This window comes from Agromyces sp. ISL-38 (assembly GCF_018613935.1).
Classification (GTDB): Bacteria; Actinomycetota; Actinomycetes; order Actinomycetales; family Microbacteriaceae; genus Agromyces.
In genome coordinates, this window is record NZ_JAGGPF010000007.1 from 1 (window position 1) to 23,567 (window position 23,567).

Sequence of the window (23,567 nt, forward strand, 5' to 3'; positions counted from 1 at the left end):
ACGACCCCTAGAACCCAAGCGATCCGGGGCCCTTCGGCGTTTCCGCGGTCGGAGTGCCGAGGCATCCGCTCAGGCGACGCGTGCCTCACTCATCGCAACGCGTGCTGCGAGCCATTCCGCCTGTCGCTGCCACTGCACGCCCTGCCCGCCCTCGTGCTCGTTGAACGCGTACTCGACGATGTCGGCGGGGGCGCCGTAGTGGTTGCGGGCGGCATAGACGGTCGAGGGCGGGCACACCGGGTCCATGAGCGCGACGGAGAACAACGCGGGCGCCGTCGCGCGCTTGGCGAAGTTGACGCCGTCGAAGTACGAGAGCGTGTTGAACGCCATCGCCGCGGCATCGCGGTGCACCGAGAGGAACCGCACGATCTCCTGGTAGGGGTCGCTGCCGGTGAGTCCGACGGCATGCTCGAAGTGGCAGAGGAAGGGAACGTCGGGCATCGCCGCGACGAGTCCTTCGGCCAGCCCGGCCGCCGCCAGGGTGATGCCGCCGCCCTGGCTGCCGCCGCACACCGCCACTCGGCTCGGGTCGACCTGCGCGAGCGAACGCACTGCGTCGATGGCGAGCACGGCGTCGGTGAAGACGCGGCGGTAGTAGTAGTCGTGGGGATCGTGGATGCCCCGGGTCATGAAGCCGGGCACCGATGCGCCGCTGCCGTGCGGATCGGGCGTGCCGCCGCCCGAGCCCCACACGCTGCCCTGGCCACGGGTGTCCATGATGAAGTGCGCGTATCCGGATGCCACCCACGCGAGCCGCTCGTGCGGCAGGCCCCGTCCGCCGCCGTAGCCGACGTACTCGACGACCGCCGGGAGCGGCCCGGATGCTCCCGCCGGCAGCACGAGCCACCCGAGCACCGGGTCTCCGCCGAATCCGCTGAACGTGACGTCGTAGACCTCGAACGACGAAAGCGGCGAGTCCACACGCGTGAGCCTGGGCGGCGCGGCGAGCGACCGGGACTCGTGCAGCGTCGTCGACCAGAACTCGTCGAAGTCGTCGGGTTCGGCGACCGCGGGCCGCAGATCGCGGAAGTCCTCGATCGGGGCGTCAATGCGGGGCACGGCTGGTCCTTCCGTCGATCGGCGTCGGTGGCGTTTTCGAAAGGCCAGCGTATCCGACCGACCGCGACGCATGTGCCGGCGGTCGAACAACGCGTCAGTGACCGCCCTGATGACTCGGCCCCAACCAGGCGATACGCTCTGCACTACCATGCGGCCCGAATCGGAGGACACGCGATGAGCCAATCCGTACCGCCGGAACCACCGGCGCAACAGCGTCCGATCACCCGCAGGCCCCTGTTCTGGCTGATCATCGCCATCGTGTTGCTGCTCATCATTGCGATCGCCATCCTCATCGGCATGGCGCTGGGGTCGACGACGGGCACCGGTCCGACCGCATCGCCGACGGCGACACCGACGAGCAGCGAGGCGCCGAGCGAGGCGCCCACGTCGACGCCGACTCCGACGGAGTCGGTGGCGCCCGAGACACCGGCTGCCGTAGAGCTCCCTTCGAGCTGCGACGGCATCTACACGCGCGACTGGTCGGCCGACCTCGCACCTCGCGTGCTGAACCCCGCGTACACGGCTGATCCCGCCAGCGGATTCAAGCGATACGGCAGCAACGATGTCGGGCTCGTCACGGTGCTCGAGGCGACGACGGTGCTCGAATGCAACTGGGTTCCCGAGACCAACGCCGGACACGTGTTCCTGGTCACCGGGGTCGCCACGCTGACGCCCGAGCAGCAATCGAGCACGCTCGACTACCTCGCCGGCACCGACTTCGACTGCTACCAGGAGCTCGAGGGCACCCGGTGCGTCGTCGAGGGAGCGGAAGGCGGCGAGAACTGGGGCGAATCCCATTTCGTGCGAGAGGGCATCTGGATCGCGACGAGGTGGGGCGGCAGCGGCCCGAGCGGCTACACGCACGACATCGTGGCGGCGATCTTCGGCTGACTGCTGCGGCTGACGCCGACGCCGACGCCGACGCTGACGCCGACACGGCCTCGCCGTTGCGCGGCGCGGGATCCCGGCGCGCGGCTCGACGCGTTGCTACAGTTGCCGCACCGCGGGTGCGCAGTGCGCCCGGAAGGAGCGCGATCATGAGCAGCACGACTCCCGGATCCGAGCCGGGCGGCACGGGCGACGCAGAGCGGCCCGTCGACGACGACACCGTCGCAGACGTCGAGCCCGTATCCGACCCAGGCGCCCCGACGGCTGCGTCCGTGGACTCGGGCGACGGGCCCGACGCGACGGCTCGCCTCGACGCGGCGGTCGAGCGCGCGAAGGCCGAGGCCGCGGCATCCGATTCGCCCGACACCGATGCGTACTCCGAGCCCGTTGCCGCCGATGCCGTGCGCCGCGAGGCGTACGTGCCCTCGGCGACCATGGCTCCGGGCGCCGCGGCCGGCGCTGCGACGCTCGCCGAGGAGCCGGCAGGGCCGACTGTGGCGCCCCAGCCCGTCGCACCGCAGACCATCTACGTGCAGGCGCCGACTCCTCCGAAGCGTCGTGGCAACCGGGGATTCGGGGCGCTCGTGGCCCTCATCGGCACCGTCGTGTTCGCACTGGTCTACGCAGGCGTGGCCTACCTCCTCGTCACGTGGTACGGGGCGGCCCGCGGCGACGGCGTCCAGGTCTTCACCGAGTTCCTCGCGCGCCCGGTCTTCTGGGTGCCGGTCGTCGCGTTCTTCATCGGCTTCGCCCTGCTCGCCGCGATCGTGAACCGCGGGGCCTGGTGGTACTACGCGGTCTTCGGCCTGCTGGTCGGCGTCTTCGTGTACTTCGCCTACCTCGGAGGCTCACTGCTCACGGTCGAAGCATGGACCCTCACGGCCGACGAGGCGGGCGACTTCATCGCCCAGCGCTGGCTCGACCCGTTCGCGATCGCGGCCTTCATCATCGCCCGCGAGATCCCGATCTGGCTCGGCGGCTGGACCGCCGCGCACGGCCGCACGGTCACCGAACGCAACCGGCTCGCTCGCGAAGCATACGATCGCGAGTTGGCAGCGGGACCGCAGGCGCAACGGTACTGAGCCGCCCGGGGCAGGCCGGCGACGGTTCGCCGGCCTGCCCCGGGCTGAATGATCGACGGTCAGCCGCTACGCTGCTGTGGCGGGGATGGTGAGCCCTCCCCATCGACAGCGCGCCCTCGATCGGATTGGGTTGCGAGACGACCTTTCCAAGCACGAGGAGCGGATGTGAGCGTCACCCTCGACGTCGACGACGAGCCGACGCCCGGTCTCGACGCCGACGGTCGGCCCGACCCCGCGTATGCGGCGGGCCTCGGCATCCTTCCCGCCCCGGCGGGTCGGCGCGCGGCCGCCTTCGCGGTCGACGCCGCCATCTGGTGTGTGCTGGCGGCACCCGGCGTGATCGGTGCGTCGCTGCTCCTCGGCGCCGTCATCCGCGCCGCCGGAGACGTCACCGTCATCGCCGGCGGCGATCTCGTGCTCCCGCTCGTGCTCACCGGGGCGAGCCAGGGGCTGCTCGTCATCTTCGGGCTCGTGCAGCTCATCCTTCACGGCCGCAAGGCCCTCACCCTCGGCAAGGCCGCCCTCGGCCTGCGGTCGGTGAACGTCGCGCGGTTGCAGGCGCCGGGGTTCTGGCGCATCGTGTGGCGCGCCATCGTGCTCTGGGGAGCGCAGGTCGTGCTGCCGCTCGTCGGACCGGCCGTGCTCTTCGCCTCGTCGAAGTGGGACCCCGAGCAGCGAGGGCGCAGCTGGCTCGATCGGGTGGGCCGGAGCTACGTCATCGACATCCGACGCGGCCTGAACCCGTTCGACGCGAAGGCGCTCCGGCACGCGCGACGAGCCCTCGCGGCACCGCCGGCCGCCGTCGTCTCGAGGCTGCCGTCGCTTGCCACCGATCGTGGACCCGACGAACACACGTTCATCCCAGCCGCACGCTCGAGTTCCGGGGTCGTCTCGGCGGGTGCAGGCGCTGAGTGGGTGCCGCCCGCGATCGGCGGGTCACCAGCCCGAAGCGCGGCGCCTGCCGCGCCGGAATCGCGTGGCGTCCAGGCGGGTGGAACGCCGGCGGCCCCGGCGCCGACCCGGCCGACTCCTGCCGCCGCGCCGAGCGAACGGGTGTGGCTGCTCGTCTTCGACGACGGTACCCAGCTCGAGGCGCCGGCCCGCGGTCTCATCGGCCGCGCGCCCGCTCCACCTTCGGCAGGCGCGCACGCGCTGCTCGTGCCGCTCACCGACGAGAGCATGCGCATCTCCAAGACCCACGCTGAGTTCGGAGTGGATGCCGCGGGGTTCTGGATCAGTGATCGCGCCTCGCGCAACGGCACCGCCGTCGAGTTCCCCGACGGTGCCGCCCGCACGCTCGAGGCCGGCAGTCCCACACGTCTTCCCGCGGGCTCGCGAGTGACGCTCGGCGGCCGGTCCTTCACAATTTCGTTCGAATCGAGAGGTCGTCGATGAAGCTCAAGCTCGGTCTGCGTCGCCAGTCCGGTGCCCCTGTCGACATCGCGGTGACCGCGGATGCCACGGCGACGGTCGGCGACGTCGCTCGCACGATCGCCGAGAACGACCCGACCAGGTCGGGGCTGCAAGGCGCGCACGGGCGTGCGCTCACCCTCGCCGTGGCTCCGCCGACGTCGACCGAGCCGGTGGTGCTGCAACCCGATCTCCTCGTCGCCGACGCGCCGATCGGCTCGGGGTTCAACGCGGCCGTCGTGCTCGACACGGGAAGCACGGGCGCCGCGAAGTCGAACGTGCCGGCCGCCGCGCTGCAGATCCACAACGGGCCTGAGGCCGGTCGCCGGATCGAGTTGCCTCGGGGCCACTTCGTGATCGGGCGTGGCACCGGATCCGACCTCGTGGTCGTCGATCCGCTCATGTCCAAACGCCACGCGCGAATCGAGATCGGTGCGACGATCGAGGTCGTCGACCTCAACTCGGCCAACGGCGTGCTCGTCGACGGCGGGCTCGTGCAGCGGGTCCGGGTCGTGCCCGGCCAGATCATCGTGCTCGGTGACACCGAAGTCTCGATCGCACTGATCCCGTCGGAGAACCCGGCCGACGATCCCGTCCTGGAGCGCGGCGGCGCGCTCATGTTCAATCGATCGCCACGGGTCGAGGCTCGATACCCGGGCACGGAGTACCCGCATCCGTCGGTGCCGAACGAGGCCAGCCCCCAGATGTTCCCATGGCCGATGGTCGTCTCACCGATCCTCATGGGCGTCGCGATCTTCGCGATCACCGGCCGGGCACTGTCGCTGCTCATCGTGGTCATGTCGCCGCTCATGATGCTCGGCAACTTCATCGGGCAGCGCACGCAGCGCGGGAAGAAGCTGCTTCAGGAGATCGAGACCTTCGAGACCCAGATCGAGCAACTCGAGGACACGCTCGCCGGGCAGGTCGTCGTCGAGCGGGAACGACGCCATGCCGAGGCTCCCGCCGTCGCACTCGTCTACGAGCAGGCGATGCGGTTGGGTCCGATGCTCTGGACCCGCCGACCCGAGCACTGGAACGTGCTCTCACTCCGACTCGGAGTCGGCCGGGGCGTCAGCCGCAACAGCATCCAGGAGTCGAGCGGCAACCAGACAGGCATCGCGACCTACCAGAAGCAGGTCGCGAAGCTGCGTTCGCGATTCGAATACATCGACGACATTCCGATCGTCGAGATCCTGCCGATCTCGGGTGCGATCGGCATCGCGGGCCCGCAGCATCTCTCCGCCGACGTGATGCGCGGCCTCGCCGTGCAGCTGTTCGGGCTGCATGCCCCGAACGAGATCATCACCGCCGCGATCGTGGACCCCGCGTGGGCGCGTGAGCTCGAGTGGCTGAAGTGGCTCCCTCACACGTCGAGCTCGCGCAACCCGTTCGCCGACTTCGCCCTCGCCGACAACCAGTCCACCGGAACCGCACTCCTCAACGCGCTCGAGGAGACGATCATCGAACGGCTCTCGGGCACGCCGACCCGGCGGGGCGCCTTGAAGATCGCCGACACCTCGATGGCCATCGGCGCCCAGGTCGGCGAGGCGGTCGAGAAGGTCACGAGCGCCGGCGCCGGCGACGGCGACATGGCGCTCGTGCTCATCGTCTCGGCCGACGCCCCCGTCGATCGGCCGCGGCTCACCCAACTCATCGAGCGCGGCGCCGACGCGGGCATCTACACGATCTTCCTCGGACCGACCGTCGAGTCGCTTCCCGCAGCATGCCGCACGTTCGTCGACGCGACGAACGGCCTCGACGCCGCCCGCGTGGGGTTCGTGCGTGCCGGAGAGGTGTACGAGTCCGTGCGCGTCGAGGGCGTCTCGGCGTCGTACGCCGAGGTCTTCGCGAGACGGCTCGCGCCCGTCGTCGACGCGAGCACGGTCGCCGAGGATTCGAGCGACCTCCCGCGCAACGTCTCGATGCTCGGCCTCATCGGGCACGAGATCGCCGACAGCCCCGACAGCGTCATCGAGCGCTGGCGGCAGAACAATTCGATCAACGACCGCTCCGGCGTCCAGTTGCCGAGGCTCAAGCGCTCGGGCACGCTGAAGGCGTTCATCGGTCAGGCGAGCCCCGACGCGATGTCGCTCGACCTGCGAACGCAAGGCCCTCACGCGCTCGTGGGTGGAACGACCGGCGCCGGCAAGTCGGAGTTCCTCCAGGCCTGGGTGCTCGGCATGGCGGCCGAGTACAGCCCCGATCGGGTCACGTTCCTCTTCGTCGACTACAAGGGCGGCTCGGCCTTCGCCGACTGCGTCGAGCTGCCGCACTGCGTGGGACTCGTGACCGACCTGAGTCCCCATCTGGTGCGCCGCGCCCTCACGAGCCTTCGCGCCGAGCTGCACCACCGCGAGCACCTCTTCAACCGCAAGAAGGCCAAGGACCTCCTCGAACTCGAGAAGCGCAGGGACCCCGAGACACCGCCCGCCCTCGTGCTCGTCATCGACGAGTTCGCGGCGCTCGCCGGGGAGGTGCCCGAGTTCGTCGACGGCGTCGTCGACATCGCACAGCGTGGACGCTCGCTCGGCATCCATCTCATCATGGCGACGCAGCGTCCGGCCGGCGTCATCAAGGACAACCTGCGGGCGAACACGAACCTCAGGGTCGCCCTCCGCATGGCCGATGAGTCCGACTCGCGCGACGTGGTCGGCGACTCGGTCGCCGGAACGTTCGATCCGTCGATACCGGGGCGCGGCATCGCGAAGACCGGGCCGGGTCGCCTGGTTCCGTTCCAGTCCGCGTATGCGGGCGGATGGACCACCGAAGAGGTCGCGAAGGCAGAGGTCCGCGTCGCCGAGCTCCGATTCGGAGCGACCCTTCTCTGGGAGGGGGATGCCGCACCCGAGTCCGACTCGCACGACGAGGATCTCGGTCCGAACGACCAGAAGCGGATGGTGCGCTCGTTCATCTCGGCCGCGGCGACGGCCGGCGTGCCGGCGCCGAGGCGGCCATGGCTCGACGACCTGCCGGGCACCGTCGACATCGTCGACCTGCCGGTCGAGGGCGATTCGAAGATCATGCTCGGGCTCGCCGACGTTCCCGCCCGCCAACTGCAGGAGGCGATGTCGTTCGTACCCGACCGCGACGGCGCGATGCTCGTCTACGGCACGAGCGGGTCTGGCAAGTCGACCGTGCTGCGCACCATTGCGATCGCCGCGGGAATGCGCCCCGAACTCGGCGACGCCGAGGTGTACGGCCTCGACTTCGGCTCAGGCGCCCTGCGCTCCCTCGAGGCGCTGCCGCACGTCGGCTCGGTCATCTCCGGTGACGATCCTGAACGCGTGCAGCGTGTGCTCCGCACGCTGAACGAGATCCTCGACCGACGAGGCAAGGCGTTCAGCGAGGCGAACGCGGCGAGCCTGACGGAGTACCGGAGGCTCACCGGCATCCGGGAGCCTCGCGTCCTGCTCCTGCTCGACGGCTTCGGACAGTTCAAGGCCGAGTGGGACACCACGACCGTTCGGATGCCGTTCTACAACGTCTTCATGCGCATCCTCGGTGAAGGGCGTCCACTCGGCGTGCACGCCGTCGCGACGGCGGATCGCGCCGGGGCGGTGCCAACCGCGGTGAGTGCGAACATCACGAAGCGCATCGTGCTCCGACTCTCGGATGACTCGGCGTACCAGGTGCTCGGAGTGCCCAAGGACGTGCTGAGCGAACGCTCGGCGCCGGGGCGCGCGATCGTCGAGGGACTCGAGACGCAGATCGCGGTGCTCGGGGGCACCGCGAACGTCGCCGAGCAGACGAAGGCCCTCGAGCATCTCGCCGAGCAGCTGCGCGCGGCAGGGGCTCACGAGGCCCCCGCCATCGGTTCCCTGCCGACCTCCTACACGGAGCACGGCCTCCCGGCCGAGCTCGGCGGCGAGCCCGTGCTCGGCCTCGCCGACGACACGCTCGGGCCCTCGGCGTTCGAGCCGGTCGGCACCTTCATCGTCACGGGTCCACCGCAGAGTGGGAAGACGACGGCGATGCGCTCGATCGTCAACTCGATGCGGCGATTCGATCCCGGCGTGCGGCTCTTCCACTTCGCGGGCCGGCGTGCGCAGCTCACCGATTACGCGCCGTGGATGCGCAGCGCCACCACGATCGACGCGGCGAAGGCACTCGCGAAGGAGCTCATCGAGGTCATCACCGACGAGAGCGTTCCGGGTCGGCTCATGGTCGTCGTCGAGGGCGTGCCGCAGTTCGGCGACACCGAGGCCGAGCGGCCGATGAAGGAGATGTTCCAGGCGATCAACCGCAGCGACCACTTCCTCATCGGCGACGCCGATGTCTCGCTGCTGTCGAGTGGATTCGGATTCATCGGCGACTTCAAGGCCGGACGCCAGGGCATCGCGCTCAAGCCCGACGCATTCGACGGCGACTCGGTGTTCAAGACGCCGTTCCCGAAGGTGAAGCGGGCCGACTCGCCCGAGGGACGCGCGATCTTCGTGCAGAACGGCCGACTCGTCACCGTCCAGCTCCCGCTCGTCGGCGCCGGCGACGGCGCGCGCTGACGGTCTGCAGGCTCCCTCGGAAGCGAATGGGGAGTGCTGCCCATTCGCCATCCGAGTGGGCTCCGCTACCTTGGCATCTGCGGCCCCAGTCGGGTCGGTATTCGATCGAGGGAAGGTTTCATCATGGCGGATTTCGGTGCTTCTTACGGCGAGATGGAGGCGATGTCGTCGAAGCTCGGTGACGCGCGCGATGACATTCAGGGTCAGCTCGACCAGCTGAAGAGCGCGGTGGACAACCTGCTGGGCAATGACTTCAAGACGCAGCACGCGTCGGGCAAGTTCGGTCAGGGGTATGAGGAGCTGACGACGGGGCTGAAGTCCGCGGTCGACGGCATCGGTGAGATGGGCGAGGCGCTGCGTGGCATGATGCAGGCGATCCAGGACCTCGACCAGCAGCTCGCCGGCGGCTGAGTCCGAGTCGGCGCACGGGCGCCGGCCGCACACCCACAGACCCCGAGCAGCACAACCACGGACCACCTGACAGAAGGAGCGAGGAGTCGGCGCCATGACGGACGTCAAGATCAGCTATTCCGTGCTGAACGAACTGAACGGCTCGTTGAAGCAGATCATCGTCGAGCTCGAAGAGGCCTCGAATCGTGCGTCGGCACTCGAGGACGCGATCGGCGACCCTTGCGGCCGCAACGATCTGCGTGAGGCGGCGGAGGAATTCGAAGACGGCTGGGACGACCGGCGCAAGTTCCTGAAGGAAGACATCGCCAATGTCCAGAAGCACGTCGAGGAGATCGGCAAGGCATGGACCGAGTGGGACACCGAGGCAGCAGCGAGCCTCGCGGTCGAGGCCAACGAGGCCGAAACGCTGCCTCGAGGATAGGAAAGGCAAGACATGTCTGCGGGTGAATCCCCGAAGGGACGCAGGATCGAGTGGATCGAGGGCAATCCCTCCGACATCGAGACGCGCGGCAATCAGATCGTCGATCTGGGCGACCAGATGATCGGCTCGGCCGGGGTGCTGAAGGCGGTCGCCGACGGTGCGACCGGCATGGAGGGACTCTCGGTCGAGAAGCTCAAAGACGTGATCGGCGATGTGCATGAGGAGCTCAAGCTCGCCGGTGAACGCTACTCGCCGACCGGTCACGCGCTCACGAAGTACGCGTCCTCGCTCGAGGAGGTGCAGACCGGACTTCGCAGCATCGTCGACGATGCCGAGCACTACTGGCAGCAGTACGGGAACCTTCCCGGATACATCGACGGGCAGCGCCCGGCCATCGGAATGCCCTCACCCGGAAGCCCTGAGTCCACCGAGCTGGCAGAAGACGACCAGGCGAAGCAGGCCGCCTACGACAAGTGGGAAGAGAAGGCGGAGGCGTTCGACGCCAAGTACGACACCTGGGAGTCGGCGTTCGAAGACGCCACGAACTCGATCGGCGAGGCGACCGACGGTGGCATCAGCGACAGCTGGAAGGACAACATCGCCGGGTTCGCGGACGTCGCGCTCGACGTCCTCGCCGTGGCCGGCATCATTCTGGCCGTGCTCGCCATCATCATCGGCGGACCGCTCATCGCCGTTCTCGGCGCGATCGTCGCTCTCGCGACCCTGGCGCTGACGCTGTACATGAAGGCCTACGGGCGGGCGGACTGGGGCGATGTCGCATGGGCTGTCATCGGCGTCCTGCCGATCGGCAAGCTGGGCAAGTTCGCCGAGGGCGGGAGCGAAGGAATGAAGGCCTTCATGAAGGGATTCGTCGCGGCCGACGAGTTCGGCGATCTCGCGGGCGTATTCCGAACCGGCTTCAACTCCGGCGGCCTCACCGCGCTGTCGCGTTTCGGCAATGGCGCCACCGAGGTCTGGAACTTCCAGCGGGCAACTCCTCTCGGCTGGGGTGAGACCCTCGGCCGGTACATGGGCTTCGGTTCCGCCGAGGAGCTCGCCGAGGCCGGCGCGCGATCCAATGGCTGGGCCGACATCCTCTCCGGCCACTGGGACGTGAACCTCAAGGGCACCGTGGCGAACTCGGTCCAGTTGTACGATCTGCTGTCGGGCGATGAGCCCCCAGTAGACTCGTGGCGCGAACAGCTCGCCCAGAACAGTTGATCGCCGCGGCAGAGCGCACCCGTAACCACGTAGAGACGAGCCGATGTCACTGAGAGATGAGTTGATCGGTGCTCCGCGCACGATCCCGCCGTACCAGATCGTGCTGCCGTCGGGGTGGCGGGAGTATTCTGCGGATGACGCGACCGAGCAGGCGCTCCTCGAGCAGGCGAAGGCCCGGCTGCGTTCGCAGCATCGGCCCGACCTGGCCGCGCAGCTCACTCACGCCTCGCGTGATGCCTTCGCCAGGATGCGCCAGAGCAGCACGATCGCGTTCTATCTCCAGGCGGATGCACCCGACGAGCAGGTCATGCCGATCTCGATCACCGCGTCGCGATTGGTCGCGCCCGACGGCGGCACGCTCGACGCGCAGGTCTCCGACCTCGTTCGCAATCACGGTGCCGAGGCGTTCAACGACGACATGGTGCTCGTGCGCTGGAAGGTCTCATCGACCAGGCAGCTCGGCGCCGAGCGCGTCGGCACGCTCTCCATCTCGTACCTCGCACCCATCCCCGGCACGATGCGGCGCGAAGGGCTGCAGTTCGTCGCCGTCATCCTCCACCCTGTCGGGCTCGAGGCGGACGACCCGGCCCTGGTGAAGCTCACCTTCGTGTGCGACGCCATCATGTCGACCTTCGCTTGGATGCCCGCATGATCATCGAGATGCAGTTGCCCCCTGGGGCGTGGAGCGGCTTGCCGCGGCAATTCCCGACGGGCTCCGGCCAATCGGCCGACGAGTGGTTCGAGGAGCTCGCCCAGGCGTACTCGGCGGAGCATGGCGGCAGTCTCACGTCCGAGCAGGTCGGCGGGCTTCGCGACCTGGTGGGGGAGGCTCGGGCGCAGATCTCCGATCGCGACGTCGCGACGCTGCTCTTCCGGCCGGTCGGCGCGCCGGTGACCGCCGTGGTCCACGTGCAGCTCGCTGCCGCCGAACCAGACACCCGAGACGCGATCGCGCACGCGCTGCTGCCCGACGTGCCGATGGCGCTGCCGCCGAAGATCGGGCCCATAGAGCACGCGACCTTCGGCACCGGCCACAAGGGCACCTTCCTCTCCGGTGAGCTCCACGACGATCGTGCGGTCGGGGGCACGAGTTACGCGTTCGCCGCCGACGGCATCGTGGTGCACGTCTTCACGGGCCCGCTGCCTCCGTTCGTGCTCGGGCTCATCGAGGCCCCCTCGACGAGGTCGTGGCGTCGATGCGACTTCTCGACGACGGCACTGCGTAGCGGATGCCGATGGGCAGCAATGCCCATTGGTCGTCTGCCTGAGGCTCGATAGCGTCACAGTGTGGTCGCACTCCGCGGCCGCAGACCGTGGCCGCACGCAAGGGATCACGGCGGCATCGCACCGAGCCTGGGGAGCACTGAGATGGTCGATTCCCCGAAGGGGCGCAACATCGAGTGGATCGAGGGCGACCCCGGGGCCATTGCCGAACGCGGAGTGCAGATCGTGCAGCTCGGCGACCAGATGATCGGTTCGGCAGGGGTGCTCAAGGCCGTGGCCGACGGCGCATCCGGCATGGAAGGGCTCTCGGTCGACAAGCTTCGCGAGGTCGTCGGCGACGTGCACGAGCAGCTCAAGCTCGCCGGCGAGCGGTACACGCCCACCGGCTGGGCCCTGAGACGGTACGCCGACGTGCTCGACGACGTGCAGCTCGGCCTGCGAGCGCTCGTCGAGGACTGCGAGGCGCACTGGGGCGAGTACAGCCGGCAGGCGACGATCGTCGGCGATCTCGAGTGGCGGCGCGGGGGCAGCATGCCCGGCGACGCAGGCGCAGGCGAAGCGGACGGGATCGAAGAGGAACTCGGCACGGCGACGACGGATCGTGATCGTGCCTACTCCGCGTGGCAGGAGGATGCCGAGGCGTACGACGAACGCTTCGACACCTGGGAAGCTGCCTTCGACCGTGCGACGAACGAGATCGGCGACGCCACCGACGGCGGGATCAGCGACTCCTGGCGCGACGATGTCGCCGGATTCGCCTCGACCGCGCTCAAGGTGCTGCAGATCGCGGGCATGGTGCTCGCGGTGCTCGCCATCATCGTCGGCGGTCCGATCATCGCGTTCCTCGCCACCGTGGTCGGCATCCTCACCCTCATCGCGACGCTCTACATGAAGTACTACGGTCGGGCGAGCTGGGGCGATGTCGCCGTCGCGGTCATCGGCGTCATCCCGTTCAGCAAGCTCCCGGCGGTCTTCGCGGGCGCACCGGGCGCCGGCGGCTCCTTCTTCAAGGCGATGGTGGGCGCCGACGACGCGATCAAGGGCTGGGGACAGTTGTCGTCCGGCTGGCAGGTATTCAGGTCCGGATTCAGCACTGCTGGGCTGACCGGCTTCTCCCGGTTCGCGGGCGGCGCGAGCGAGGTCTGGCCGTCGGTGGCCCGACAGATCGGCGACCCCGCGGACTGGGTCATCCGGAGCGTCGGTGCAGGCGACCACCTCGCGAGCACGCTCGACAACCTTGCGGACCCCGTCAAGTACTGGGACGTCGTCGACGGGCTCATGGCCAAGCCCTTGTCCGACACGGTGTCGTCGCTTGCAGGAGCCATCTGGGCGCCCTCGGAGCCGGCACCCGACCTCCCCGTAGACTCGTGGCGTGACCAGCTCGCTGCGAGCACGGCGTGAGCGGCGTGTCGCCGAGTCCCGACGAGAGACGAGATCCGCCCACGATGTCCCTTCGCGACGAGCTCGACCGTTCGCCTGATCTCCCGCCCGCATGGCGCATCATGCTCCCCGCGGGCTGGGTCGAGCGCGCTCCTGACGCCGAGACCGAGCACGAGCTCACGGCGGCGACGGCCGCGAGGATGCGAGCCGCCCACCGGCCCGACCTCAACGCGCAGCTTCGGCGGCTCACGCGCGAGGCGTTCGACCGCATGCGCAGCCAGGACACGATCGCGTTCTATCACCAGGTCGCTGCCGTCGAGGGGCAGATCATGCCGATCTCGATCATCGCCTCGAGGCTTGCGTCTCCGATGGGCGGCCCGCTCGATGATCAGGTCGCGGATCTCATCCGCAACCACGGCGCAGAGCCGTTCGACGACGCACGCACCATGATCCGCTGGAGCACCTCATCGACGATGGAATCGGGCGGCGAGCGCATCGGGCTCCGCGCGATCGGCTATCTCACGCCGGTGCCGCGCACGCATCGGCGAGCGGCGCTCCAGTTCACCGCGGCCATCACCCACCCGGTGGGGCTGGCCGACGACGACCCGTCGCTCATCAAGCTCGAGTTCGTGTGTGACGCGATCATGGGCACGTTCGGATGGGCTCAATGAACCTCGAGCTGAGCTATCCGGCTGCGAGCTGCTCGATACTGCCGCGAACCTTCCCGACGCCCGACGGAGCGAGTGAGGCCGAGTGGTTCGAGGCGATCGGGAGCCAGTACGCCGAGTCACAGGGCGAGCTCGACGACATCCGACGCGAGTCGCTCCGACGCATCCTCGAGCGAAAGCGCCGCGACGTGCTCCCAGCAGACGAAGCGACGATCCTGTTCCGGCCCACGATCCTCCCGGTCTTCGTCACGATCCATGTGCAGGCGTTCGAGCGGACCGGCGCCGAGGTGGAGGCGCTCGTCGAGCGGGTGGGCATGCCCGAGACCACGATGGCGCTTCGGCCCCGCGTGGATCGATTCCCGAGCGAACTGCTCGGCGAGGGCCGCAAGGCCGCGTTCGTCGCGGCGGTCGCCGCCGACGACACGATGGCCGGATTCAGCTATCTCTTCGCCGATGCGCGCCGCGTGGTCAGTGTCTTCACCGCGCCCGCGACTCCGACGGCCCTCGGCATCCTCGAGCCGATCCTCGACGACATCGTGCGCACGATCCGGTTCGCTCCAGCGGATGCACCTGCACCCTCGACGACGCACCCCGAGACCGAATGGGGAGTGCTGCCCATTGGCCCTCCGGGGGGCCCCGCGTAGTGTGAATCGAGCAAACGGTCCGATCGAGTCGGGTCGGTATTCGATCGAGGGAAGGTTTCATCATGGCGGATTTCGGTGCTTCTTACGGCGAGATGGAGGCGATGTCGTCGAAGCTCGGTGACGCGCGCGATGACATTCAGGGTCAGCTCGACCAGCTGAAGAGCGCGGTGGACAACCTGCTGGGCAATGACTTCAAGACGCAGCACGCGTCGGGCAAGTTCGGTCAGGGGTATGAGGAGCTGACGACGGGGCTGAAGTCCGCGGTCGACGGCATCGGTGAGATGGGCGAGGCGCTGCGTGGCATGATGCAGGCGATCCAGGACCTCGACCAGCAGCTCGCCGGCGGCTGAGCACAGGCAAGGGCGACGGGGACGGGCTTCGGCTCGTCCCCGTTGTCGTGTCGCCGGGCCATACGCCCGTGGGCACAGACCGCGATGCCGCTTGCTAACGTGGAACGAATGGGGAGCCCGATGAGCGCGATGGAATGGGTCGAGACATCCGGCGAGCGCGGGGAGACACCCGAGCAGCTCGCCGCACTCGAGCGGGCCGCGTTCAGTGCGTACCCCGCGCTGCTCGAGGTCGTCGACCGGCAGGCCCGGGAGTTCGCCTCCGAGGCCGCCGGCATCGGCGCATCCCACGATCGCGATGCCCTCGCGGCAAAGCTCGCGGCACATCGTCGGCAGACGGTCGCCTCCCGGGTGCCGGGTATCGTGCGCTTCCTCCTCGGTGCGGCGGTGCTCCTCGGGCCCGTCATCGCATTCGCGCTCATCCTCGTACGCAGGGCCTTTCCGCTGGCGGATTCGATCGAGGTCGGCGGGATGCTGCAACTCATCGCCGGCGGCGCGGCGCTCGTCTCGCTCGTCGCCCTGCTCATCGACCGTCGACCGCTCGCGCTGGGCCAGCAGGTGCTCGACGGGGCGGCCATCGTCGCGGTCCTGACCGTCGTGCTCGCAGCATGGCAGACGACGGCGTCGCCAGAGATCGCCGGGTCGAACGCCGGGAGCTGGATCGTGGCCGACGTCGTCGGCGCGCTCGCGATCATCGCACTCAACGTCGGCGAGCGCACGATGCGATCACGATCGCGTTCGGCGTTCGAACGCGGCATCGTCGAGGTTCGAGAGCGGCTTGCGGCACACGACCTCGAACTCTCCGCCGCCTACGCCATGCGGTTCGACGCGATCACCCGGGCGGTCGATGCGCTCCCGCTCGAGCAGCGCCGGGGAATGCTCGACGATCGCGATGCCGCGATCGAGCGACTCGTGGCGTCGGCGCGCCTGCGGCGGTCATCGGCCGATCACGTGATGAACCTCCGGCTCGGCGAGTTGTGCCTCCAAGGAGCAGCGCGGTCGCCCCGGGCGGCGACGCCCTCGTGATCGGCGCACGAGCGTAGGGTCGGAGCATGGAGGAATCCCGCCGGCGCGCCTGGGTCGTGGCCGCGTTCGCCGCGGCCCTCTATCTCGCGCTCGTCGTGTGCGCCTACGGATTCGGGAGCCTGCTCACCGACGCGGAGGTGATCCCGAGCGGCGCCGCGGGCCCCTTCGTCGGGCCGGCCGCCGTCGGGGCATCCGTCGCGGCCCTCCTTCTCTCTCTGGCCAGGGGGCTGCGAACGCCCTCCGCGATGCTCACGACCGTGCTCCTCGCGGCGCTCTGGACCTGGCTTTCCGCGGTCGTGGTGGCGACCATCGGATACGCCATCGTGACGGGCACCGTCCTCGCGAGCCTCATCTTCGGGCTCGGCTTCGGCGTGAGCCTCTTCGGGCTCCTGATCCCGGCCTGCGCGGCACTCGTGGCGTTGCTCGCCTTCCTCGTGGCGCAAGCGCAATCGGGTGGAGCGCGCCGCCCCCGCTGGCCGTGGGAGCGCGACGAAGAGGAGTGACGTCCGGTTCGCGGCGCGCCAGCCGAAGCACGGATCGATGTGCCCGGATGCCCCGGGCAGTATCGTGAACGCGTGGAGGGTTCCGTCGAGGCGCGCGTCAGCCACGAGGTCGACCGCTGGCTCGCCTGGCTGCCGCGATGGCGGCCGGGCACTCATCGCGCCCGCGTGCGGCTCTGCACGAGGTGCTTCGGCTCGCCGATCCTCGCCGCGGCCGGACTCGACGTCGACGTGCCGCATCCGGTGCAGCACGCGTTCTCGATGCGCATGAAGGGCATCGTCGACGCCGCCGTCGACGACTACACGGCGCGCAACCTGCCGATGCTCCATCGCGAGATCCGTCTCGCCGAGGAGCGCAAGGCGCGCCGGCCGTATCGCGCGGGGGAGGGGCTCGATCCCGAGTTCCTCGGACTCGACCTCGACCCCGAGCCGTTGCCCGACCAGCCGTTCCTCTTCACCCTGACCGGACTGGAGGCGGATGTCGCAGCCGCGACGAACGAGCCGCCGCCCCGCCCCTTCACCCTCGAGGAGAAGGACGCGCTCCGCGAGGAGGTCCGGCTCGCCGACGAGTTCGCGAAGCAGCTCGGGCGTCGCATCTGCGTCGAGCTCGCCCAGCACCGCCACCGCATCGGCGAGGCCGTCGTCGAGTTCGTGGAGCCGCAGGTCGAGGAGCTCCTCGCCGACCTCGATCGGGAGCTCGACGCGCCGGGCTGGCCGGGCTGAGCGGGGGCACGTGCCCGGCGCCCGAGCGGGCCGCTCGTGGCATCCGTCGTCATTTGACCGGATGACACCCGACGACTACTATTGACCGGGTGTGCGCGTTGACGCGCGCTTGAACCGTGCCCGAGGCGGCGCAATGCCCAAGTGGCACGTGCCGAACGGCACGCACAGGTTCGCACAAGTCGCACACTGCAAGGGTCGCCCACTGGGCAGGCCCCCACGGCATACCCACCATCTCACAGGCGCTGCAGCTCTGCAGTGCCGGTGGGTCATGATGTGAAATTCATCACGCTGTCACCGTGCAGCAATAACAAGGAGAAGCAGTGCCAACCATTCAGCAGTTGGTCCGCAAGGGTCGCTCGCCGAAGGTCACCAAGACCAAGGCTCCCGCCCTGAAGGCCAACCCCCAGCAGCGCGGCGTGTGCACGCGTGTGTACACCACCACCCCGAAGAAGCCGAACTCGGCGCTCCGCAAGGTCGCCCGTGTGAAGCTCTCGAACGGCACCGAGGTCACCGCCTACATCCCCGGCGAGGGCCACAACCTCCAGGAGCACTCGATGGTGCTCGTGCGCGGCGGTCGAGTGAAAGACCTCCCCGGTGTGCGCTACAAGATCATCCGCGGCGCGCTCGACACGCAGGCCGTGAAGAACCGCAAGCAGGCCCGTAGCCGTTACGGCGCGAAGATGGAGAAGAAGTAATGCCTCGCAAGGGACCCGCTCCGAAGCGCCCCGTCGTCGCCGACCCCGTCTACAGCTCGCCGGTCGTCAGCCAGCTCGTCAACAAGATCCTCATCGACGGCAAGAAGGACCTCGCGCAGCGCATCGTCTACGAGGCGCTCTCCAACGTCGCCGAGAAGAACGGCCAGGACGCCGTCGCCACCCTCAAGAAGGCGCTCGACAACGTGCGCCCCACCCTCGAGGTGCGGTCGCGCCGCGTCGGCGGCTCGACCTACCAGGTCCCCGTCGAGGTCAAGCCTCACCGCGCCAACACCCTGGCCCTCCGCTGGCTCACCAGCTACGCCAAGGCTCGTCGCGAGAAGACCATGACCGAGCGCCTCACCAACGAGATCCTCGATGCTTCCAACGGCCTCGGCGCCGCAGTGAAGCGTCGCGAAGACACGCACAAGATGGCCGAGTCGAACCGCGCCTTCGCCCACTACCGCTGGTAATGGCAGAGCGGATGCCGCGGCCCGCAGCCCGCGGCATCCGCTCACCCCACCCCTTCCGTTCCTGAACCTCCCGGAGGAACCCCCGTGGCACAAGACGTGCTCACCGACCTGAGCAAGGTCCGCAACATCGGCATCATGGCGCACATCGATGCCGGCAAGACCACCACCACTGAGCGCATCCTGTTCTACACGGGCGTCAACCACAAGATCGGCGAGACCCACGACGGCGCCTCGACGACCGACTGGATGGAACAGGAGAAGGAGCGCGGCATCACGATCACGTCTGCCGCCGTCACCTGCTTCTGGAACAAGAACCAGATCAACATCATCGACACCCCCGGCCACGTCGACTTCACGGTCGAGGTCGAGCGCTCGCTTCGCGTGCTCGACGGTGCCGTCGCCGTCTTCGACGGCAAGGAGGGCGTCGAGCCCCAGTCAGAGACCGTCTGGCGCCAGGCCGACAAGTACAACGTCCCGCGCATCTGCTTCGTCAACAAGATGGACAAGCTCGGCGCCGACTTCTACTTCACGGTCGAGACGATCATCAAGCGCCTCGGCGCCAAGCCGCTCGTGCTCCAGCTCCCGATCGGCTCCGAGTCGAACTTCGAGGGCGTCATCGACATCATCGAGATGCGCGCGCTCACGTGGCGTGGAGACGCCAAGGGCGACGTGCAGATGGGTGCGAAGTACGCCATCGAGGAGATCCCGGCCGATCTCAAGGACAAGGCCGACGAGTACCGTCAGATGCTCCTCGAGACCGTCGCCGAGACCGACGACGTGCTGCTCGAGAAGTTCTTCGGCGGCGAGGAGCTCACCGTCGCAGAGATCAAGGGCGCGATCCGCAAGCTCACGATCAACTCCGAGATCTACCCCGTGCTCTGCGGTTCGGCGTTCAAGAACCGCGGCGTGCAGCCGATGCTCGACGCCGTGATCGACTTCCTCCCGTCCCCGCTCGACGTGCCGGCCATCGAGGCCCACGACCCGCGCGACGAGGAGAAGGTCATCCTCCGTCACCCCGACGCCAACGACCCCTTCGCGGCACTCGCGTTCAAGGTCGCGGTGCACCCGTTCTTCGGGCGCCTCACCTACATCCGCGTGTACTCGGGTCACCTCGACTCCGGTGCCCAGGTCATCAACTCGACCAAGGGCAAGAAGGAGCGCATCGGCAAGATCTTCCAGATGCACGCCAACAAGGAGAACCCGGTCGACTCGGTCACCGCTGGCAACATCTACGCGGTGATCGGCCTCAAGGACACGACCACGGGCGACACGCTGAGCGACCCCGACAAGCAGGTCGTGCTCGAGTCGATGACGTTCCCGGCGCCCGTGATCGAGGTGGCCATCGAGCCGAAGACCAAGGCCGACCAGGAGAAGCTGGGCACTGCGATCCAGAAGCTCGCCGAGGAAGACCCGACGTTCCGCACCGAGCTGAACGTCGACACGGGCCAGACCGTCATCAAGGGCATGGGCGAGCTGCACCTCGACATCCTCGTCGACCGCATGAAGCGGGAGTTCAAGGTCGAGGCGAACGTGGGCAAGCCGCAGGTGGCCTACCGCGAGACCATCAAGCGGGCTGTCGAGAAGCACGACTACACCCACAAGAAGCAGACGGGTGGGTCGGGCCAGTTCGCGAAGATCCAGTTCGCGCTCGAGCCCCTCGAGATCACGGCCGACAAGCCGTACGAGTTCGAGAACAAGGTCTCCGGCGGCCGCATCCCGCGCGAATACATCCCCTCGGTCGACGCCGGCTTCCAGGACGCGATGCAGTACGGCATCCTGGCCGGCTACCCCATGGTCGGCGTCAAGGGCATCCTGCTCGACGGTGCGGCCCACGACGTCGACTCCTCGGAGATGGCGTTCAAGATCGCCGGCTCGATGGGCTTCAAGGAAGCCGCTCGCAAGGCGAACCCCGTGCTGCTCGAACCGCTGATGTCCGTCGAGGTCCGTACTCCTGAGGAGTACATGGGCGACGTCATCGGCGACCTGAACTCGCGTCGCGGCCAGATCCAGTCCATGGAGGATGCCGCCGGCGTGAAGGTCGTGCGTGCGCACGTCCCGCTCTCGGAGATGTTCGGATACATCGGCGACCTTCGGTCGAAGACCTCTGGTCGCGCGGTGTACTCGATGGAGTTCCAGAGCTACGCGGAGGTCCCGAAGGCTGTCGCCGACGAGATCGTCCAGAAGAACAAGGGCGAGTGAGTTCCTAGGAGCTCTGGCCCTCCGACGCACGAGCCAGCCGGTTCGCGTAACATATCAACGAAACCCCGTAGCACACCGGTCGCAATCCAGCGCCCGGGGTTCCTACACGAGTCCTGAGGAGGACCCACAGTGGCTAAGGCCAAGTTCGAGCGGACCAAGCCGCACGTCAACATCGGAACGATCGGTCACGTTGACCACGGCAAGACGACGCTCACCGCGGCGATCTCGAAGGTGCTCGCCGACAAGTTCCCGTCGGCCACCAACGTGAAGCGCGACTTCGCGTCGATCGACTCGGCTCCTGAAGAGCGTCAGCGCGGCATCACGATCAACATCTCGCACGTCGAGTACGAGACGCCGAAGCGCCACTACGCGCACGTCGACGCCCCGGGTCACGCCGACTACATCAAGAACATGATCACCGGTGCGGCGCAGATGGACGGCGCGATCCTCGTGGTCGCGGCGACCGACGGCCCGATGGCTCAGACGCGTGAGCACGTGCTGCTCGCGAAGCAGGTCGGCGTGCCCTACCTGCTCGTCGCGCTCAACAAGGCCGACATGGTCGACGACGAGGAGATCCTCGAGCTCGTCGAGCTCGAGGTCCGCGAGCTGCTCTCGAGCCAGGGCTTCGATGGCGACAACGCTCCGGTTGTTCGCGTCTCGGGCCTCAAGGCCCTCGAAGGCGACGAGAAGTGGACCCAGTCGGTCCTCGACCTCATGGACGCCGTCGACGAGTCGATCCCCGACCCGGTGCGCGACAAGGACAAGCCCTTCCTCATGCCGATCGAGGACGTCTTCACGATCACCGGTCGTGGAACCGTCGTCACGGGCCGCGCCGAGCGTGGCACGCTGAAGATCAACTCCGAGGTCGAGATCGTCGGCATCCGCCCGACGCAGAAGACCACGGTCACCGGCATCGAGATGTTCCACAAGCAGCTCGACGAGGCATGGGCCGGCGAGAACTGCGGCCTCCTCCTCCGTGGCACCAAGCGTGAAGACGTGGAGCGCGGCCAGGTCGTCGTCGCTCCCGGTTCGGTCACCCCGCACACGAACTTCGAGGGCACCGCGTACATCCTCTCCAAAGAGGAGGGCGGTCGTCACAACCCGTTCTACGCGAACTACCGTCCGCAGTTCTACTTCCGCACCACCGACGTCACCGGCGTCATCACGCTGCCCGAGGGCACCGAGATGGTCATGCCCGGCGACACCACCGACATGGTCGTCGAGCTGATCCAGCCGATCGCCATGGAAGAGGGCCTCGGCTTCGCCATCCGTGAGGGTGGTCGCACTGTCGGCGCCGGTACGGTCACGAAGATCATCAAGTAACACCGCTCGCTGAGGGCCGCGCTCGCGCGACCTGCCTCGAGTACACCGACAGGGGTCGGGCCTTCGGGCCCGGCCCTTCGTCGTTGCCAGACGTCGTCGGGCGCGGCATGGCGTGTGACGCCTACACCATCCGCAATTCGCGCCCCACCCCCCGATCGGGTTACGCTGGATCGAATGGCTTCACCCCCCACGTCGCCTCGCTCCACCGTCCGGCCCGAGATTCAAGCTCTCCGGGCCGTGGCTGTTGGCGCTGTGGTGCTCCACCACGGGTGGCCGGCGGTGGCGCCGGCGGGCTATATGGGCGTCGACGTGTTCTTCGTCGTGTCGGGCTTCCTCATCACCGGACTCCTGCTGCGCGACGCCGAATCGGCCGGTCGGGTCTCGCTCAAGCGCTTCTACGAGCGTCGCGCCCGACGCATCCTGCCCGCCGCGGTCGCGACGCTGCTCGCCGTGGCGGTGCTCACACTCATGTTCGTGCCGCAGCGCGAATGGTCGGGGTTCTTCCGCGAGATCGTCCCCAGCACGCTCTATGTCGAGAACTGGCAGCTCGCGGCCGACTCGCAGAACCCCGCACGGGACGACCTGCGCTCCACGCCGGTGCAGCACTTCTGGTCGCTCTCGGTGGAGGAGCAGTTCTACCTCGTCTGGCCGTTCCTCGTGGTCGGCTCCCTGTGGTTCGCTCGCATGCGGGGCGCGAGCGTGCGAACCGTCGCCGCCGTCGCACTCGCCGTGGTCACCGTCGCCTCATTCGCCTTCGCCATCGCGCTGACGGCAGCCGACCACAACCTCGCCTACTTCTCGACGCTCGCCCGCGGCTGGGAGTTCGGCATCGGCGGACTGCTGGCCCTCGTGGCAGCGCCGGCCGGGCGCGAACGGCTGCGCAGCGCGGTCTCCTGGCTCGGCATCGCGCTGATCGTCGTGCCGATCGTCACGTTCACCGACGTCACGGTCTTCCCGGGCTGGATCGCGATGATCCCGGTGGCCGGAACGCTCGCCGTCATCTGGGCCGGGATGCCGCGAACCTCGTGGTCCACCGCACGGCTCGCGGGGCTGCGGCACGTGCAATGGGTGGGCGACGTCTCGTACTCGCTCTACCTCTGGCACTGGCCGGTGTTCATGTTCGTGCCGTACATCACCGGCGTGCCGAGCCCACCGTGGCTCATGGTGCTGCTCGTCGGCCTCAGCGTCGCGATCGCCGGGCTGTCGAAGCGGTGGATCGAGGATCCCTTCCGGATCCCCAGGCCGGATGCCAGGGTGCGGCGGCCGGCGGTCATCCTCGGCGGCCTCGGGGTCGCAGCGGCACTGCTCCTCGTCACCGGGTTCACGGCGCCGCAGGTCGCCGCGAACGCGGTGACGACCCACCACGGATCCAGGTGA

At 68.5% G+C, this 23,567-nt stretch carries 22 protein-coding genes; 21 read left to right on the plus strand and 1 reads right to left on the minus strand.

Annotated features, from left to right (window positions below; genetic code table 11):
* Positions 1–69: 69 nt before the first annotated feature.
* Positions 70–1,059 (minus strand): acetylxylan esterase, encoded by a 990-nt coding sequence (locus J7E25_RS05955; protein ID WP_214868898.1) that lies wholly within the window; start codon positions 1,057–1,059, stop codon positions 70–72.
* Positions 1,060–1,233: 174 nt separating this feature from the next.
* On the opposite strand from J7E25_RS05955, the gene J7E25_RS05960 reads away from it, so the two are divergent.
* The 21 genes from J7E25_RS05960 (at position 1,234) to J7E25_RS06060 (ending at position 23,567) form a co-directional block, all read left to right on the plus strand.
* Positions 1,234–1,950: a hypothetical protein gene (locus tag J7E25_RS05960; protein WP_214868900.1), complete on the plus strand. Its 717-nt coding sequence runs from the start codon at positions 1,234–1,236 to the stop codon at positions 1,948–1,950.
* Positions 1,951–2,096: 146 nt separating this feature from the next.
* Entirely contained in the window at positions 2,097–3,029 is a 933-nt protein-coding gene (locus J7E25_RS05965; protein ID WP_214868902.1) for an ABC transporter, read from the plus strand.
* Between the two features lie 165 nt (positions 3,030–3,194).
* Positions 3,195–4,424 carry an RDD family protein gene (locus J7E25_RS05970; protein WP_214868904.1) on the plus strand — a complete coding sequence of 410 codons (1,230 nt, stop codon included), beginning with the start codon at positions 3,195–3,197 and terminating at the stop codon, positions 4,422–4,424.
* Positions 4,421–8,938, plus strand: a complete 4,518-nt coding sequence (locus J7E25_RS05975) for an FtsK/SpoIIIE domain-containing protein (protein ID WP_214868906.1) — start codon at positions 4,421–4,423, stop codon at positions 8,936–8,938. The genes J7E25_RS05970 and J7E25_RS05975 overlap by 4 nt, the downstream gene beginning before the upstream one ends.
* A 123-nt stretch (positions 8,939–9,061) precedes the next feature.
* Entirely contained in the window at positions 9,062–9,349 is a 288-nt protein-coding gene (locus J7E25_RS05980; protein ID WP_214868908.1) for a WXG100 family type VII secretion target, read from the plus strand.
* 94 nt (positions 9,350–9,443) lie between these two features.
* Positions 9,444–9,770 (plus strand): hypothetical protein, encoded by a 327-nt coding sequence (locus J7E25_RS05985; protein ID WP_214868910.1) that lies wholly within the window; start codon positions 9,444–9,446, stop codon positions 9,768–9,770.
* 12 nt (positions 9,771–9,782) lie between these two features.
* Complete coding sequence (locus J7E25_RS05990) at positions 9,783–10,991, plus strand: hypothetical protein (RefSeq protein ID WP_214868912.1); 1,209 nt, start codon at positions 9,783–9,785, stop codon at positions 10,989–10,991.
* A 43-nt stretch (positions 10,992–11,034) separates the two neighbouring features.
* Positions 11,035–11,643, plus strand: coding sequence for a hypothetical protein (locus tag J7E25_RS05995; protein ID WP_214868913.1), 609 nt, complete (start codon positions 11,035–11,037; stop codon positions 11,641–11,643).
* Entirely contained in the window at positions 11,640–12,269 is a 630-nt protein-coding gene (locus J7E25_RS06000; protein ID WP_214868914.1) for a hypothetical protein, read from the plus strand. Before J7E25_RS05995 ends, J7E25_RS06000 begins: the two co-directional genes overlap by 4 nt.
* 90 nt (positions 12,270–12,359) lie before the next feature.
* Positions 12,360–13,616 carry a hypothetical protein gene (locus J7E25_RS06005; protein WP_214868915.1) on the plus strand — a complete coding sequence of 419 codons (1,257 nt, stop codon included), beginning with the start codon at positions 12,360–12,362 and terminating at the stop codon, positions 13,614–13,616.
* A gap of 44 nt (positions 13,617–13,660) precedes the next feature.
* Complete coding sequence (locus J7E25_RS06010) at positions 13,661–14,266, plus strand: hypothetical protein (protein ID WP_214868916.1); 606 nt, start codon at positions 13,661–13,663, stop codon at positions 14,264–14,266.
* On the plus strand, positions 14,263–14,907 hold the full coding sequence (locus J7E25_RS06015; RefSeq protein ID WP_214868917.1) for a hypothetical protein: 645 nt from the start codon (positions 14,263–14,265) through the stop codon (positions 14,905–14,907). The genes J7E25_RS06010 and J7E25_RS06015 overlap by 4 nt, the downstream gene beginning before the upstream one ends.
* Positions 14,908–14,969: 62 nt before the next feature.
* Entirely contained in the window at positions 14,970–15,257 is a 288-nt protein-coding gene (locus tag J7E25_RS06020) for a WXG100 family type VII secretion target (RefSeq protein WP_214868908.1), read from the plus strand.
* 120 nt (positions 15,258–15,377) lie between these two features.
* Positions 15,378–16,280, plus strand: a complete 903-nt coding sequence (locus J7E25_RS06025) for a hypothetical protein (protein ID WP_214868919.1) — start codon at positions 15,378–15,380, stop codon at positions 16,278–16,280.
* Positions 16,281–16,306: 26 nt separating this feature from the next.
* Positions 16,307–16,783, plus strand: a complete 477-nt coding sequence (locus J7E25_RS06030; RefSeq protein WP_214868920.1) for a DUF6121 family protein — start codon at positions 16,307–16,309, stop codon at positions 16,781–16,783.
* A 72-nt stretch (positions 16,784–16,855) separates the two neighbouring features.
* Positions 16,856–17,503, plus strand: a complete 648-nt coding sequence (locus J7E25_RS06035; protein WP_214868922.1) for a spermidine/putrescine ABC transporter substrate-binding protein — start codon at positions 16,856–16,858, stop codon at positions 17,501–17,503.
* 320 nt (positions 17,504–17,823) lie between these two features.
* Positions 17,824–18,198: a 30S ribosomal protein S12 gene (gene rpsL / locus J7E25_RS06040; protein ID WP_022889720.1), complete on the plus strand. Its 375-nt coding sequence runs from the start codon at positions 17,824–17,826 to the stop codon at positions 18,196–18,198.
* Positions 18,198–18,668: a 30S ribosomal protein S7 gene (gene rpsG, locus J7E25_RS06045; RefSeq protein ID WP_214868924.1), complete on the plus strand. Its 471-nt coding sequence runs from the start codon at positions 18,198–18,200 to the stop codon at positions 18,666–18,668. The genes rpsL and rpsG overlap by 1 nt, the downstream gene beginning before the upstream one ends.
* Positions 18,669–18,752: 84 nt before the next feature.
* Positions 18,753–20,867 carry an elongation factor G gene (gene fusA, locus J7E25_RS06050; protein WP_308164391.1) on the plus strand — a complete coding sequence of 705 codons (2,115 nt, stop codon included), beginning with the start codon at positions 18,753–18,755 and terminating at the stop codon, positions 20,865–20,867.
* A 129-nt stretch (positions 20,868–20,996) separates the two neighbouring features.
* Positions 20,997–22,190: an elongation factor Tu gene (gene tuf / locus J7E25_RS06055; RefSeq protein ID WP_214868926.1), complete on the plus strand. Its 1,194-nt coding sequence runs from the start codon at positions 20,997–20,999 to the stop codon at positions 22,188–22,190.
* Positions 22,191–22,364: 174 nt separating this feature from the next.
* Positions 22,365–23,567: an acyltransferase gene (locus J7E25_RS06060; RefSeq protein ID WP_251007167.1), complete on the plus strand. Its 1,203-nt coding sequence runs from the start codon at positions 22,365–22,367 to the stop codon at positions 23,565–23,567.

Coding starts and splice junctions, on each gene's coding strand:
- J7E25_RS05985 (WP_214868910.1), top strand. CDS start 9,444: ATGACGGACGTCAAGATCAGCTATTCCGTGCTGAACGAACTGAACGGC.
- J7E25_RS06060 (WP_251007167.1), top strand. CDS start 22,365: ATGGCTTCACCCCCCACGTCGCCTCGCTCCACCGTCCGGCCCGAGATT.
- J7E25_RS06015 (WP_214868917.1), top strand. CDS start 14,263: ATGAACCTCGAGCTGAGCTATCCGGCTGCGAGCTGCTCGATACTGCCG.
- rpsG (WP_214868924.1), top strand. CDS start 18,198: ATGCCTCGCAAGGGACCCGCTCCGAAGCGCCCCGTCGTCGCCGACCCC.
- J7E25_RS06025 (WP_214868919.1), top strand. CDS start 15,378: ATGAGCGCGATGGAATGGGTCGAGACATCCGGCGAGCGCGGGGAGACA.
- J7E25_RS05995 (WP_214868913.1), top strand. CDS start 11,035: ATGTCACTGAGAGATGAGTTGATCGGTGCTCCGCGCACGATCCCGCCG.
- J7E25_RS05960 (WP_214868900.1), top strand. CDS start 1,234: ATGAGCCAATCCGTACCGCCGGAACCACCGGCGCAACAGCGTCCGATC.
- J7E25_RS05965 (WP_214868902.1), top strand. CDS start 2,097: ATGAGCAGCACGACTCCCGGATCCGAGCCGGGCGGCACGGGCGACGCA.
- J7E25_RS06020 (WP_214868908.1), top strand. CDS start 14,970: ATGGCGGATTTCGGTGCTTCTTACGGCGAGATGGAGGCGATGTCGTCG.
- J7E25_RS05975 (WP_214868906.1), top strand. CDS start 4,421: ATGAAGCTCAAGCTCGGTCTGCGTCGCCAGTCCGGTGCCCCTGTCGAC.
- J7E25_RS05990 (WP_214868912.1), top strand. CDS start 9,783: ATGTCTGCGGGTGAATCCCCGAAGGGACGCAGGATCGAGTGGATCGAG.
- J7E25_RS05980 (WP_214868908.1), top strand. CDS start 9,062: ATGGCGGATTTCGGTGCTTCTTACGGCGAGATGGAGGCGATGTCGTCG.
- J7E25_RS06030 (WP_214868920.1), top strand. CDS start 16,307: ATGGAGGAATCCCGCCGGCGCGCCTGGGTCGTGGCCGCGTTCGCCGCG.
- J7E25_RS06000 (WP_214868914.1), top strand. CDS start 11,640: ATGATCATCGAGATGCAGTTGCCCCCTGGGGCGTGGAGCGGCTTGCCG.
- J7E25_RS06010 (WP_214868916.1), top strand. CDS start 13,661: ATGTCCCTTCGCGACGAGCTCGACCGTTCGCCTGATCTCCCGCCCGCA.
- J7E25_RS06005 (WP_214868915.1), top strand. CDS start 12,360: ATGGTCGATTCCCCGAAGGGGCGCAACATCGAGTGGATCGAGGGCGAC.